The 13,807-nt window shown below is 63.5% G+C and carries 11 protein-coding genes; 9 read left to right on the top strand and 2 right to left on the bottom strand.

All coding sequences use genetic code 11. From position 1 onward, the window contains the following. From D0T11_RS22740 to D0T11_RS20605, 5 genes are all read left to right on the top strand, one after another. Positions 1-245: hypothetical protein (locus D0T11_RS22740; protein WP_220473760.1), on the top strand; the 245-nt coding region annotated here is incomplete at its 5' end. Between the two features lie 225 nt (positions 246-470). Beyond that, positions 471-4,166: a hybrid sensor histidine kinase/response regulator gene (locus tag D0T11_RS20620; RefSeq protein WP_119657703.1), complete on the top strand. Its 3,696-nt coding sequence runs from the start codon at positions 471-473 to the stop codon at positions 4,164-4,166. A gap of 42 nt (positions 4,167-4,208) precedes the next feature. Next, on the top strand, positions 4,209-4,928 hold the full coding sequence (locus tag D0T11_RS20615; RefSeq protein WP_119657702.1) for a LytR/AlgR family response regulator transcription factor: 720 nt from the start codon (positions 4,209-4,211) through the stop codon (positions 4,926-4,928). A gap of 69 nt (positions 4,929-4,997) precedes the next feature. Then, positions 4,998-5,594: a PKD domain-containing protein gene (locus tag D0T11_RS20610; protein WP_182888534.1), complete on the top strand. Its 597-nt coding sequence runs from the start codon at positions 4,998-5,000 to the stop codon at positions 5,592-5,594. Positions 5,595-5,770: 176 nt separating this feature from the next. Next, positions 5,771-6,271 carry a hypothetical protein gene (locus D0T11_RS20605; RefSeq protein ID WP_119657700.1) on the top strand — a complete coding sequence of 167 codons (501 nt, stop codon included), beginning with the start codon at positions 5,771-5,773 and terminating at the stop codon, positions 6,269-6,271. 81 nt (positions 6,272-6,352) lie between these two features. Here the strand turns inward: D0T11_RS20605 and D0T11_RS20600 are convergent, their stop codons facing one another. Next, on the bottom strand, positions 6,353-7,891 hold the full coding sequence (locus D0T11_RS20600) for a hypothetical protein (protein WP_147374764.1): 1,539 nt from the start codon (positions 7,889-7,891) through the stop codon (positions 6,353-6,355). 358 nt (positions 7,892-8,249) lie between these two features. On the opposite strand from D0T11_RS20600, the gene D0T11_RS22735 reads away from it, so the two are divergent. The 4 genes from D0T11_RS22735 (at position 8,250) to D0T11_RS20585 (ending at position 12,213) form a co-directional block, all read left to right on the top strand. Continuing rightward, the gene (locus tag D0T11_RS22735; RefSeq protein WP_182888533.1) at positions 8,250-8,408 is read left to right on the top strand and encodes a hypothetical protein; all 159 of its coding nucleotides are present in this window, start codon (positions 8,250-8,252) and stop codon (positions 8,406-8,408) included. Positions 8,409-8,669: 261 nt separating this feature from the next. After that, on the top strand, positions 8,670-10,217 hold the full coding sequence (locus D0T11_RS20595) for an ABC transporter substrate-binding protein (protein ID WP_182888532.1): 1,548 nt from the start codon (positions 8,670-8,672) through the stop codon (positions 10,215-10,217). Positions 10,218-10,225: 8 nt separating this feature from the next. Continuing rightward, a complete protein-coding gene (locus D0T11_RS20590; protein ID WP_119657697.1) occupies positions 10,226-11,257 on the top strand; it encodes an ABC transporter permease in 1,032 nt (343 codons plus the stop codon). Next, the gene (locus tag D0T11_RS20585; protein WP_182888531.1) at positions 11,254-12,213 is read left to right on the top strand and encodes an ABC transporter permease; all 960 of its coding nucleotides are present in this window, start codon (positions 11,254-11,256) and stop codon (positions 12,211-12,213) included. Before D0T11_RS20590 ends, D0T11_RS20585 begins: the two co-directional genes overlap by 4 nt. A gap of 489 nt (positions 12,214-12,702) precedes the next feature. On the opposite strand, the gene D0T11_RS20580 is transcribed toward D0T11_RS20585, so the two are convergent. Then, positions 12,703-13,614: an SDR family oxidoreductase gene (locus tag D0T11_RS20580; RefSeq protein ID WP_119657695.1), complete on the bottom strand. Its 912-nt coding sequence runs from the start codon at positions 13,612-13,614 to the stop codon at positions 12,703-12,705. Positions 13,615-13,807 lie beyond the last annotated feature (193 nt).

Raw genomic sequence — 13,807 nt, 5'->3', positions numbered from 1 at the left:
GCTGGGCCGGGCCGGTGCTGGCCGCCGCCCTGGCCCCGCGCCCCCCCCCCGACCCCGCCGGCGCCACCCCCACCGAGCAGGCCCACGCCCAACGCTGGCTGGCCGCGCTGGCTGCCGCCCTGCCGCCGCCCCCCGCCCTGCGGCCCGATGCCGCTACGGCCCTGGCGCTGCTGCTGGTGCGCCGGGCGGCCCTGCAAGCCGAAGCGGCCACGCTGGCCGCGCTGCCGGCCATGCGGCCGGACTGAAAGCCCGGTGGGCGGAAGCGCGCCACAAACCGGGCCGGGGAGTAGTGCAGCGCCTACACCAGGCACTGGCATAGGCGGGCGGGCGGGTAGGCCGCGTAAGGCAGGCCCGGCAGCCGGCCGAATACCGGCCTTCTGCCCTACCAGAAGGACAGTCCACCGAGCAAATCAGCGGCTCAGGCGCAGAAACCCCGGCCGCGCGGGCCGAACGCCTATCTTGCCGGCCTGATGCGCCGCCTGCTCCTGCTTCTCTGCTTATTTGCTCACCTGGCCGCCGCCCAGCCGCCGCCGGGCCGGGTGTTTCTGAAGCAGTTCGGGGCGGCCGAAGGGCTACCCCAGCCCTTCATTTATGCCCTGGCCCAGGATGCGGCCGGCTACCTCTGGATGGGCACCGCCGAGGGCCTGGTCCGCTTCGACGGCACGGCGTTCACCACCTTCACCACCCGCGAGGGGCTGGCCGAGGATTTCGTGACCCGGCTGGCCCTGGAGCCCGGCACCGGCCGGCTATGGGTGGGCCACTACCAAGGGGGGCTGTCGGTGAGCCGGGGCGGCGGATTTCGGCCGGTTTCGGGGAAGGCTGCGGCGGCCGGGCCGTTGCGGCCGGCCGCCGGCATCGCGCCCCCCGATACGGCTTTCCGGGAAGTCGGCCACCTCCCTTCTTCGCCCCTGAAAACGCCGGTTCCCGGCCCCAGCTTCGGCTTTGAGCGGGTGCTGCCCGCCGGCACGGTGGTGCAGTGCGTGCTACCCGACCGGGAGGGCAACCTCTGGCTGGGCACGGCCGGGCAGGGCCTGTGGCGGTGGTCGGACCGGCACGTGACGTTCTACCCGCAGCCCGCAGTGGCAGGTGGCCCGAAAGTTACGTCCCTGCTAAGCGGGGCGCGGGCTTCGGCCGGGCTGAGCACGGGCCAGTGGGGCCGACTACGACACGGAGCCGCGCCGTCGGCGCCCGTAGCTGTTTTCCCCGATGAGCTGCTGTTGCCCTTCGCCCCAACCGCTTTGTTGGCGACGCCCGATGAACGCTCCCGGGCCGTTTGGGATGGCCATTACCCGCCCCGGGTACCGGCCGCTGTCTGGGCCGGCACCACCGGGCATGGGCTATGGCAGACGCCCGTACCGCAGAAGCCTTCCCGGCAGCCGTTCATGCGCCTGGTGCGGCGGCTGCCGGCCACGGTGGCCATTACGGCCCTCAGCCAGCACCGCAACGGCGACCTGTGGGTGGGCACGGCCCTGGATGGCGTGTACCGGCTACCGGCCGACTCAGCCCGGCCGGCCGAGCACTTCACCACCGCCAACGGCCTGCTCCATAACACCATTTACGCCCTCACCACCGACTCGGCGGGCCAGGTATGGATGGGGACCCACGATACCGGGCTGGCCGTGTGGCGGCGCGGCCGGTTCCGCTACTTCCGCTATTCCAAAGGCATCGTCAATGTGTCGGCGCTGCTCACCGATGACGTGGGCCGGGTCTGGATCGGGACGGAAGGACAGGGCGTGTTCCGCTTCCAGCACAACCGGTTCACCCACTACACCCCGGCCCGGGGCCTGGCCACCCCCTACTGCTACGCCCTGCTGCCCGTGCGCTGGGGCAGTAGCTACCACGGCGGCTACCGCCACGATTTCCGTAAGGAGCAGGTGGTTGCCGTGCACCGGGATGCCCTGAGCTTTCTGGGGAAGAATGGTGAATTCCGGTCGGCCACGCTGCCCGCTAATCCGCTGGTGCACGACCTGCTCCCGCAGGCCGCCGTGGCCTGGGACGAGTACGCCCTGTGGGTGCTCACGCGCACCGGCCTGCTGCGCCTGCGCACCGATGCCCCCGACTTGTTGCCCGCCAACCAGCCCCCCGTTCCGCGTTTGCTCGCGAGTGCCGTTGATGGGGCCGCCCGCCCGCCCTACGGCCTTGGGGAGTTATCGGCGGGCCGGCACCGGGTCAGCTTCCGGTTTCGGGGCGTGAGCCTGCGGCCCGGGGCGGCCGATTTGCAGTACCAGTACCGGCTGCGGGGCTACCAGAACGAGTGGAGCCAGCCTTCGGCCACCGGCGAAGCCCAGTTCCCGCGCCTTGATGCGGGCCGGTTCATGCTGGAAGTCCGCGCCCGCCTGGGCCAGTACGGGGCCTGGTCGGCACCCGCTGCCACCCCGTTCTCGGTGGCTACCCCGTTCTGGCAAACCGCCTGGTTTGCTGTATTGAGCGTGGCGACGGCAGTGGTCGGCATCTGGGGGTTCACCCGGACCCGGACGGCCACCCTGCGCCGCCAGAAGCGGCAGCTGGAAGCCACGGTGCAAGAGCGTACCGCCGACTTGCGCCGGCAGAAGGCCGAAACCGAGCAGACCAACGCCGAGTTGGTGGTGGCCCGCGACGCGGCCGAGGCCTCGCGGCGGGCCAAGGCCCAGTTTCTGGCCAACATGAGCCACGAAATCCGGACGCCCATGAACGCCGTGATTGGTTTGAGCCACCTGCTGCGCAACACGCCCATCAACGGGGAGCAGCAGGAGTACCTGGAGGCCATTCAGTCGTCGTCGCAGAACCTGCTGGTCATCATCAACGACATTCTGGACTCCTCGAAAATGGAAGCCGGCAAGCTCACCCTGGAGCAGGCCCCGCTGCGGCTGCCGGAGCTGGTGGAGCGGGTGGCGCGCATGTTCCGGTTCGCCACCGAGTCCAAGGGCCTCTACTTCCGCACCGAAATCGGCCCCGAAGTGCCCGCCGCCATTCTCGGCGACCCGGTGCGCCTCAACCAGGTGCTGGTGAACCTGGTGGGCAACGCCGTGAAGTTTACCACCCGGGGCGGCGTTACGCTGCGGCTGGAGGCGGTGGCGACGGCCGATGCCTCAGCAACGCTGCGGTTCGGAGTGCGCGACACCGGCATCGGGATTGCGGCCGACAAACTGGACGCCATTTTCGAGGACTTCTCCCAGGCCAACGCCAGCACCACCCGGCAGTTTGGGGGCACCGGTCTGGGCCTGAGCATTGCCCGCAACCTGGTGCAGCTGCACGGCGGGCGGCTCTGGGTGGAAAGTACCGAGGGCGAAGGCTCCACTTTCTGGTTTGAAATTCCGGCCCGGCCCGCCGACCCGGCCACCGTGCCGCCCGAGGCGGCCCTGGTGCTGCCGCCCTTTGCGCCCCCGCTGCGGGTGCTGGTGGCCGAAGACAACCTGCTCAACCAGCTCGTGGCCCGCAAAACCCTGGAGGCCTGGAACGTGCGCGTAACCGTGGCCGACAATGGCCGCCGGGCCGTGGAGGCGGCCCAACAGCAGGCCTTTGATGCGGTGCTGCTCGATGTGCAGATGCCCGAAATGGACGGCTACGAAGCCGCCCGCCAGCTCCGCGCCCTCTTCCCCGACCCGCAGCGCCTGCCCCTGATTGGCCTCACCGCCTCGGCCCTGCCCGAAGACCGGGTGCTGGCCCTGGAAGCCGGCATGAACGACACGCTGGCCAAGCCCTTCGACCCGGCCGTGCTCTACGCCCGCCTCGCCCACTATACCGGCCGCACGCCGGCCCCCACGGCGGTTCCGGCCGCTGGCGGAGCCGCCCCCGATGGAAGTGCCCCGCCCGCTCCGGCGGCCGCTTCTGCCCCGGCCGAAGACCCACCGGAGCGGCCCGACTGGACGCTGCTCGAAGAGCTGGCCGGCGGCAACGAGGCCTTCGTCCAGCAGATTGTGCGCACGTTTCTGGCCCAGGCCCCGGTGCTGGCCGCCGAATTACCGGCCACCCAGGGGCCGGCCCTGGCCCAGGTAGCCCACAAGCTCAGGGGCCAGGTGGCGTATTTCGGCCTCCCAACCCTCACCCGGCAGCTGGAAACCGTGGAACAGACCGCCCGCCAGCAGCCCGCCGATGCGGCCTTACCCCCGCTGCTGATCAGCATTCAGCAGGCTCTGCGGCAGGTATACCCGCTGCTGGAATGCCGGTTGCCCGAAGCCCGGCCATAAAACAATAGTATTTTTTTCAGGTTAGCCTGTACCTTTGATACTATGGCCGAAACTCCTGCTCCGCTCCGCTGCCTGGTTGTCGACGACGATGCCCTGGCGCTCCAGATTGTTGAGAACTGCATCGGCAACACGCCCTTCCTGGCCCACGCCGCCAGCTGCGAGAGTGCCATTGCGGCGGCCGAAATTCTGCGCCAGCAACCCATCGACCTGCTGTTTCTCGACGTGGAGATGCCCCTGATGTCGGGCCTCGACCTGCTGCGCACTCTCCAGCACCCGCCCCTGGTCATCCTCATCACCAGCAGCAAAAGCTACGCCGTGGAAGCCTTTGAGCACGATGTGCTCGATTACGTGGTGAAGCCCATCAGCTACGCCCGGTTTCTGCAAGCCGCCCAGAAGGCGCTGGAAGTGGCTGGCAGCCGCGCGGAAACCGCCGAACCCGCTCCCGCCGACGCGGCGTTTACCTTCGTCAAGGTGGATAGCAAGCTGGTGAAAGTGCAGTTCGAGGACGTGCAGTACGTGGAAGCCCTCGGCGACTATGTCCACATCGTGACGGGCCAGAGCAAGCTCATCGTGTACAGTACCATGCGGGCCGTGGAGGAGAAGTTTCCGCAGGCCCTGTTCGTGCGCGTACACCGCTCGTTCATTGTCAATCTCAAGCGCGTGCAAAGCATTGAGGACAACACCATCGTGTTCGACAAGAAGCATATTCCCATTGGCCAGACCTACCAGAAGGAGGTATTTCAGCGCCTGAACAAGTTCTAGCGCGTCTCACTCCGTGAGTCGGTGATGCTTCACGGTCCTTCCTCCGGTTTCCATTTTACTGCTGCCCGCGTGCGTTTTCTATTGTGCCTGCTGCTGGTTTTGTTGTTCGTTGCCCAGCCGGCCGCGGCGCAGAGCGCCGGCGACACGCTGAGCGTGGACTGCCCCCTGCCCCGGGTAATGGAAATGTGCGTGGAGCTGGACGCCCGCCGCGCCGTGGACCCCGCCGCCGGCCCGCTCACCTTCCGCTGGCACATGGGCGACGGCACCCTGCTCACCGGCGCGACCATTTCGCACTGCTACCAGCAGCGCCGCCATTACACCGTGCAGCTGGACGTGCTGGATGAGGCCACGGGGGAAATCCGGGCCGCCGAAAAACTCATTCCCGTCGATTTCACCACCGAAATCGTGCTCAACTTCCGCGCCGCCGATACCGTGCGCGTGGGCCAGCCTCTCACCTTCGACGCCCTGGACTCCCAGCTCCCGCTCTGCGCAAACGCAGTGGTGCTCTGGGACTTCCGCGACGGCTACGTCACCAACGGCCGGCAGGTAGCGCACGCCTTCCGCCGGCCGGGTCAGTACCTAGTGCGCATGAGCCTGCGCGGCAACGGCCCCGATAGCTGCCCCGCCAGCCACTGCGTAAGCCGGCGGGTGGTCGTCATGCCCTGAAGCCGCGTTGAACGAGTCCACCGGCCGTTTCGTCCGGGCGTTGGCGGGTTTTCGTCTTAGAATACCGCGCCGCACTCCCGCGCATTTTATCTTCGGACTACTGAAGCAGGGAGTTGGCATTTTACCGCTTTCTCCCGGTGCTCCTCTGGCCTTTCCCCTCTTCTTCTTTCCCGCGCATGAAAATTCTACCCTTGTTGCTGATCAGCGGGCTTGGCCTGCTGCTGCAACCGCCCGCCCGCGCCCAGGAGGCTGCTCCCGCTTTCAAAGAAGAAGCCATGACCATTACCCGGCAGCTGGCCGCCTTCATCAGCCTCGATGATGCTCGCCAGCTGCCGGTCCGCCGCCTCACCCAGCAGCGCCTGAGCGAGCAGGCCGACGCCCGCCAGCTCTACGCCAACGACCCCGACATGCTGCAACAGAAGCTCACCGCCATCGGTCAGGCCTACACGACGCAGCTGGGCACCATTCTCGCACCCGCCCAGTACGAGCGGTACCTGGCCGCCGCCCCCGGCACGCTGCACGCCGCCGTAGCGGCTGTCCGGACGCCGGCACCCGTTGTCATCACTCAGGTGGTGGCTGCTACCACGGTGCCGCGTAAACCGGCTCCCAAACCGGTGCCCGCCCGCCCGGCAGTTGCGGGCCGGGCGGCGGCTAAAGGGGCCGCGGTCCGGCGCTAGCCACACGTGCCCGTTGCCTGCGCCAGGCCCCCGTCATCGTCCGGGTGTCGGTGGAGAGCGGGCGCTCAGTATCGGCCCGGACTACACCCGGTTGCGGGCCGCATGTTCGGCGGCCAGGTCCTCGGCAGCCAGATGCCGCAGTATGCCCAGGGTCAGGTCCCACAGGTCTTCGTAAGGAATGATCTCGATTTCCCCGTATGCCTGGCCGGGCAGCGGGGCAGCCCGCAACCGCTCCAGTAGGGGGAGTGCTTTTTTCTCGCACGCATCCGGCGCGAAGTTCTGCTTCACCGTCATCAGCAGCAGGCGGAAGAACAGCTGGCTGCGCAGCGTGGCCGGGTCGCGCAGGTGGCGCTGCTCATATTTGCGCAAGCCCTCCAGCCGCGCCAGCAGCCCCTCAATATCCCGGCGCTGCAGGAAATACAGAAACTGAATGACCAGAATGGCTACGTTGTAGCCCTGCTTGTCGCGGCTGTAGTCGGGCACCGTCTGCACGAACTGGGCGAAGTGGCGCATTTTGAGCGGCGACTCTTCCGGACGCACGAACTGCACATAGGCCTCGTATAGCTCCCACCGCTGCTGAGCGGCAGCCCGCTGTTTGCGGTGGTATGGGTTTTTGCGGGCCTGTTGCAGCAGGTCAACCGCCTGGCTATACTGTTTGGCATGAATGGCCAGCAGCAGGTAGGTTTCCAGGAAGTAAAACCAGTTGCCCGAGGAATAGTGAAAGTCCTTGAAGTACTCCTCGGCCAGCGCCAAGCCTTTCTTCGCCTGTCGGCACTGCAAATGAGCATACACGCTCATATAGTTGTTAAACCGCTTATCGAAGCGTTTTTTATTGATTTTATTCTGTTCCCAGTCTTTGTCTGTCTGTGCAGTTATACTAATTATTTCCTCGTAATTCCCAGTCAGTTCCTCCCGTGACATCTTGGTAGCATACAAAAAATAAAAAGTGTTATACCCTCCCGCCTCCTTATAAAGCACCTCTAATCGGTTTATCACTTCCGGCATCTTGGCAAGCAGCGCTTTTCGGGATTTCACCTTGTGATTGAGGGTGAGTTTCATGTCGGTGTAGAGCTGCTCAGCCTCATCCTCCAATTCCATCTTCGCTTGAAAAGCCGCAAACTGCTTGGCCATTGCGTGGTACTTTGCCGGCTGACCCATTTCCCCGTACATTTTCTTCAATATTCTGGCTCCCAGCACATTATAATGAGTATACTCCGCTTCTTCGGCTACCCGCATAAATTTACGAAATAGCTTTTCCGCCATCCGGTACTCCCCTTCACTGCTCAGGATTTTGGCTTGGTGCAACAGCCCCAGGCACTGCTGCTCATATTGGCGGGAAACCAAGTGTCGGGTGTCGGTCTGGTCAAGAAAATACAGATGATTGAGCAGTTTCTGCTGAACCCTTGATTTCAGCTTGCGGAAGTTGGTCTGCGTTTTGGCATCGCTATTTCCGTATATTCCCTTCATCAATTGCTTTTGAGTGACCGAGTTACCGGTTTCCAGCAGCCGGACCAGTCGTAGGTCCTTGTTGGTAGAGCGCTTATTCGAGAAGTCAAGGAAAGGCAATACGGCCAGTCTTCTATCGGTCACAATTTTAACCAGATTTATCAGTTCTTCCATAGCATAAAGGGTCTTTAAATCAGCTCAGATGCTAATGTAGAACATCGACAAGCAGCTTCAATAGATGTCACAAAATATTGTTACCGGCCTTTACGCAGTCCAGTAATCTGCCATAGCTTTGCATGATTATAATTGTTGTCATTTGCAATAATATATGTCACGAATTATTAGCAATTCGTCCGATAAGTATCGTCTTCTTACCCGCTGAGGGCTTCCCAACTACCTTTTTGAGAATGGATATCACCACGTGGTTCGCCTGAAGAGGGGTCACGTTTCGCGTCCTTGTTGCCTTTCTGAGCACTGGTTTAGACCCCACATTTGTGTCGTTCAATCACCTGAACCACAAATACTTCTATCCATGCTAGAGCTCATCGCCGCCGCCATCCTTCAGTTTTTTATTCTCTCAGCTTCACCCGCTGTTACCCCCGACAACACCCAGCCGGCAGCTTCAACCAACGCTACTACTGCCAGTGCCGATGCTGACCACGGCGTAGGCGGTTGGGGCGACGACCATTAATCCGACTCTTTTCTGCGGCGTTTCAAAACGTGGTAACTTGCCCGGAGTTCCCTCCTACGCGCTTACCCGTTCATGAAGCAACTCTTCCGAGGTTTTGTAGTGTCGTTGAGTGCGCTCATTCTTACCTTTTGCTCAACTTCCCCAGACGCTACTACCAGCCTCGTTGTTCGCATCCGTTGGGCATCCGACCCGGATAACCTGGACCCGTTGGTTGTCAGTAATAGCAGTGCTTCTGAAGTTGCCAATCTGACCTACTGTAGCTTGTTGAAGGCCAGTGAAGCCGATAACGACTTTGTGCCTTGGCTGGCGGAAGCTATGCCGATAGTGCAATGGGCAGATGACTCCCTGCTGCTGGTGAGCTACCGGCTGCGGCCGGAGGCTACCTGGGACAACGGCTCGCCGGTACTGGCCCGCGACGTGGCTTTCACCCTCAAGGTGATGAACTGCCCGGGCTTACCGACGGAGATGGATCAGGCTATGTTCGGCTTTATCCGGGATATCCGGCTGGATCCGACGGACGCCCGGCGGTTTACGCTCGTGTGCGTCGGACAGTCGCCGGACCATGTACGCTCCTCAGGCGACTTTTCAATCCTGCCGGAGTACGTGCTGGACCCTGAGGGGCAGTTACGCTCAATAGCATTGCCAGCACTGCGGCAGACTTCCCGGCCTGTACCCGCCGTTGTTGTGGCCTTTGCCAGGCGTTACCAGGCGCTGGAACTGAACAAGCACCCGGAACGGCTGCCCGGCTGCGGCCCTTATCGGATTTCGGACTGGCAGAAGGGCCGTTACCTGACACTCGCCCGCAAAACGCGGTGGTGGGCCGATACCTTATCTTCCCCTCCACCGGTCTTGCAGGCTTTTCCGGATCAGCTCACTTACCAGATCATTCCGGACGCGGCAACGGCAACGTTGGCCCTGCGCCGGGGGGAAATCGATTTGTACTCACTCATGCCCGCTGCTGAGTTCGTCCGGCTTCAGCAATCGGCTGCCGATCAGCAACGGTTACGGTTCTCGGCCACCGACTCCTACGAGTTTCTCGCCGCCAGCTTCGACGTGCGCAAGTCCATCCTGCGGGATGCGCTGACGCGCCGGGCGCTGAGTCAGTTGTTTGATGTAGCCGCACTTGTGCAAGCCACCCAACAGGGAGCGGCCGTACCGAGCGTCGGGCTGATTAGTCCGCGCGTCAAGGCCTATTACCACGACAGCCTGCCGTTGCTCAGGTTCGACCCCACCACCGCCGTGAGCTTGCTGCAACAGGCCGGCTGGCAGCGGCGAGGTGCCGGCCCCTGGACCCGCCCCAATGCCCAGGGGCAGCCGGAACAGCTGCGGCTGGACCTGAGCTACCGGACGGGCGAACCCGCCTACGAAACGGCGGCCCGCCAGTTCAGCGCGGCGGCCCGGGCCGTAGGCGTTGCCGTGAACCTGCGCCCCACGGAGCAGTCGGTGCTGTCGCGCCAGCTGCGGGCCGGCGCAACGGACATGTCTATCCGCACTTTCAGTGGCAACCCGTTTTCCTACGATTTCACCCCCCTGCTGCATTCGCGGGGCATCGGGGCCAGCAACAATACCGGCTTCAGCCTGCCCGCCAGCGACGAGCTGATTGACCGGATTGCAACCACCGACGATCCGGCCCGCAAAGCCCGGCTGCTACGCCAGTTTCAGCTGCTGCTGCACCAGGAGCGGCCGTTCACGGTGCTCTACTTTCTGCGCTACCGGTTGGCAGCGGCGGCGCGGTTGCGCGTGCCCGTTACGGGCCTCAAGCCGGGCTACGAAGCGGCGCGTATCCGGGTGGAAGTTCCGCAGTTGTAGGCGCGCATATGCCGGTGCTGCTGCGCCATACCGCCCAGGCCCTGGTGGCCGTCTGGCTGACGCTCTCGGCCTTGTTCCTGCTGAGCCGGTCCGTGACGGATCCGGCCGCTTTCATTCAGAGCACCCTGAGCGCCAATACCCGCCTTGATGCGCGCATCGATCAGGCGGCGCTTACTCAGCAGCTGCTGCGGCGCTACGGACTCAGCGCGCCGCTCTTCTATACTTCCTGGCAACCCGCTGCGGGCTGGCGCTGGCACGGCACCGGTAACCAGTATCATCAGTGGCTGGGGCAGCTGCTGGCGGGCAACCTCGGTATTTCCTATCGCCAGGGCGCTCCGGTACGGGGGTTGCTGGGGGAAGCGTTGCGTTATACGCTGCCCCTGACGCTGCTGGCTACGACAGGCAGCGTGGGGTTGGCCATTGGAATGGCTACCAGCCTGGGCTACCGGCCCCGTGCCCGGCGCCTGGTTCTGCTGGCCCTGCATGGCATTCAGAGCTTTCCGCTGTTTCTGGTGGCGGTGGGGCTGCTGCTGCTGCTGGCCAATCCCGATACGCTGGCCTGGTTTCCCGCTTTTGGCCTGGGGCTGGAACCGGAATCGGGCAATTGGGGGCAGCGGGCCGGCGAGTTGCTCTACCATCTGGCACTGCCCGTCCTGAGCCTAGTTATCGTGAGTCTGCCCGGCCTGGTTATCCAGCTCGATGGCGCTATCCAGCAGGAAATGACCCGGGCCTACGTGGCTACGGCCCGCGCCAAAGGGGCATCCCGCCGCCGCACCATGCGGGGCCACGTGCTGCGAAATGCCCTGCTGCCGACTATTGCCCTGCTCACCGACCTGCTGCCCAATCTGGTGGCGGGGTCGGTGGTGGTAGAGGTGTTGTTCGCCCTGCCGGGGATGGGTCGCCTGCTCGCCGAAGCCGCCGCCACCCAGGACTACCCCCTGCTACTGGGAGCCGTGGGACTGGTGGCCGTAGTGCGGCTGGTGGCGCAATGGCTCACCGATGTCGCGTATCAGCTCACCGATCCGCGCATTCGGTTATGAGGCCGCAGCACGCCAAGCGGCCCTTTTCGATCCGCCGCCTGCTCGCCGGGGGCTGGCTGCTGCTGTTAGCGGGCGCGGCGGTGCTGGCCCCGTCCGAAACCATTATCCCCGATCTGGCCCACGTCAGTCAGCCCCCCTTTGGGGTGGGCCATTGGCTGGGAACCGATCCGCAGGGGCTGGACATCTGGCAAGCCCTGCTGCAAGGAACCCGCACGCTTGCGCTGGTGAGCGTTCCGGCCACCCTGCTCACCCTGCTGATTGGCGCCGGACTGGGCAGCGCGGCGGGCTTTCTTCGCAATTCGGGGTGGCAGCCAACCTGGCGCAGTCTGCTAACCGGGTTGCTGGTTGGGCTGGCCGCGCTGGCCCAAGGACCGCGCCTGACGCCAGCCAGCGGTGGGTTGCTGGTGGTGACGGTTGGCAGTTGGCTGCTACTGGGCCGGTTTGGTTTTAGCCGCCGCCGCGTGGCCCTACCCGTCGACACGCTGGTACTGGGGCTGATGTCGCTACTCGAATCCGTACCGCTGCTGATTCTGGTGCTGGCCGCTGCCGCCGTGCAGCGCCCTTCACTGGGGGGGCTGGTGCTTTTGCTAAGCCTGAGCTGCTGGACAACCCCGGCCCGGCTGATGCGCGCCGTGACGCTCCAGGTTAGTGCACAACCGTACCTGGAAGCTGCCCGGGCCGCCGGCATTCCGGCCGCCCGGCTGCTGGCTGCTCACATCTGGCCCAACACCCGGCACATACTGCTGGTACGGTTCCCGCTCACCGTGGCCTTGCTTATTGGCCTGGAAACGACGCTTTCTTTCCTGGGCGTTGGCTTACCACCCGAAGTATCAAGTTGGGGCCAACTGCTGGCCACCATTCGCCTCGCGCCCACCGCGTGGTGGCTGGTAGCCTGGCCCGGTCTAGCCTTGGTTTCAACTATTCTGAGCTTACATACCCTGGGCCGAACCAAATAAAAGAGGTCACAAATGGCAACGCGAATGACCAATAATCATTAAAGTGGAGAAAGGAAAAGCAGTTGCAGAAAATTACACAGGCATTTTTCGCTTTTTCTTTACGTATTAATCGACTAATTACAATCAATAGGTACCTACTCAATACAAGTCACATCTACGACGCAAGTGTCCTTTACACCGCCTCTAATCGTGCCTAACATTGTCATGTTGAACGGCCGGTACAGGAGGTATGGCGCTGTCAGCGCGCTTGCTTCATCGGCCCTGAACACGGGCTGCTATTGCCCGCGTTAATTCCAGATTTATCCTTGTCCGGAGGCTATTCCGATACTTGATTCAGCTATAATAATTCCAGTACGAAGCCGCCGTAGCTGCTCGCAGCGCGCCTCGTTACTGTCAGGTTGTTGCAATAGGTGTGTGAAAATCCCGTGGGCGTTGTCTGCGGGCTTTTTTTTGTTCCCGCCAGCTAGTGCCCCGGGTCAGCCACCGCACCTAGGACGCCGGCAGATCGATTTGCTCGGCCAGGAGCGCGATACCCGCCATGAGCGAGCGGGGCTGAAAGCCCAGATCGCGCGCCGCTTTATCGATAATAAACCCCGTGCGCAACGGCCGGCGGGCGGGCTGCGAAAATGTGCGGGCATCTACCCGGCTGATCAGGGTGGCATCCAGGCTGAAATAGTCGGCTACCTGCAGGGCCATCTGGTAGGGCGTCAGGAGTTCGGCTCCGCTGAGGTGGTAGATGCCGCGGGCATGCTGGCGGGCCGCCAGCCAACACCCCACCGCCAGGTCTTCGGCCAGCGTGGGCGTCCGCAACTGGTCACTGACCACCTTAATGGCCTTACCCGCACGCAGCGAGTCGCGCACCCAAAGTACAATATTGGTGCGGCCATAATCATGCGCGATGCCGTACACGAGCACCGTTCGCAGAATGGCCCAGGGGGTACGACACTGCTGCACGAGGCGCTCAGCGGCCAGCTTGCTTTCCCCGTAGAAATTAACGGGTGCCGGCACGGCGTCCTCGGCCAGTGGCCCGGTTTCGCCGCTAAACACAAAATCAGTGCTCAAATGGAGCAGGTGTACCTGGTACTGTTCGCAGGCAGCCACCACATGCCCGACGGCCGTTACGTTCTGCTGCCAACACGCCGTCTGGTTCAACTCGCACTCGTCCACGTTGGTCAGGGCGGCCGTGTGGATGAGGTGGGTGGGCTGCTCGGCCCCGATAACGTGCTGCACCTGTTGCGGCTCCGTTACGTCCAGGGGCACAAATCGTACGGCCGGATGCAGCCCGGCCAGCTTGTTGCGGCCCCGGGAGGTGGCCACCACCTCTACCCCGGGCTGCCGGGCCAGCAAGGCCACCAGTTTCTGGCCCAGCAGGCCATTGGAGCCGGTTATGAGAATTTTCATAGTGGCGGCACAGTTTACGATATGCTGAGCGAATATAGGGCTACCGCACCAAATTAGGCACTTTTGAGCAGTTCCAGCATAAATCCGTCGTCTCTGGCGGCCTTTTTACGCTTTCTTTTCAGACTAATCTTACTCGGTTCATGCGTGAGAAGAAAGAGGCTGAACTTGCGAAAGATGTTCAAAAGATGTTCAA

Origin of the sequence: Hymenobacter rubripertinctus (assembly GCF_003583925.1) — a bacterium.
In the GTDB taxonomy this organism is placed as follows: Bacteria; Bacteroidota; Bacteroidia; order Cytophagales; family Hymenobacteraceae; genus Hymenobacter; species Hymenobacter rubripertinctus.
This window is presented reverse-complemented; position numbering and strand designations above follow the sequence as displayed.

Bases quoted from the DNA above. Each gene is read 5' to 3' on its own strand.
- D0T11_RS20620 (WP_119657703.1), top strand. From the start codon at position 471: ATGCGCCGCCTGCTCCTGCTTCTCTGCTTATTTGCTCACCTGGCCGCC.
- D0T11_RS20615 (WP_119657702.1), top strand. From the start codon at position 4,209: ATGGCCGAAACTCCTGCTCCGCTCCGCTGCCTGGTTGTCGACGACGAT.
- D0T11_RS20605 (WP_119657700.1), top strand. From the start codon at position 5,771: ATGAAAATTCTACCCTTGTTGCTGATCAGCGGGCTTGGCCTGCTGCTG.
- D0T11_RS20600 (WP_147374764.1), bottom strand. From the start codon at position 7,891: ATGGAAGAACTGATAAATCTGGTTAAAATTGTGACCGATAGAAGACTG.
- D0T11_RS22735 (WP_182888533.1), top strand. From the start codon at position 8,250: ATGCTAGAGCTCATCGCCGCCGCCATCCTTCAGTTTTTTATTCTCTCA.
- D0T11_RS20590 (WP_119657697.1), top strand. From the start codon at position 10,226: ATGCCGGTGCTGCTGCGCCATACCGCCCAGGCCCTGGTGGCCGTCTGG.
- D0T11_RS20585 (WP_182888531.1), top strand. From the start codon at position 11,254: ATGAGGCCGCAGCACGCCAAGCGGCCCTTTTCGATCCGCCGCCTGCTC.
- D0T11_RS20580 (WP_119657695.1), bottom strand. From the start codon at position 13,614: ATGAAAATTCTCATAACCGGCTCCAATGGCCTGCTGGGCCAGAAACTG.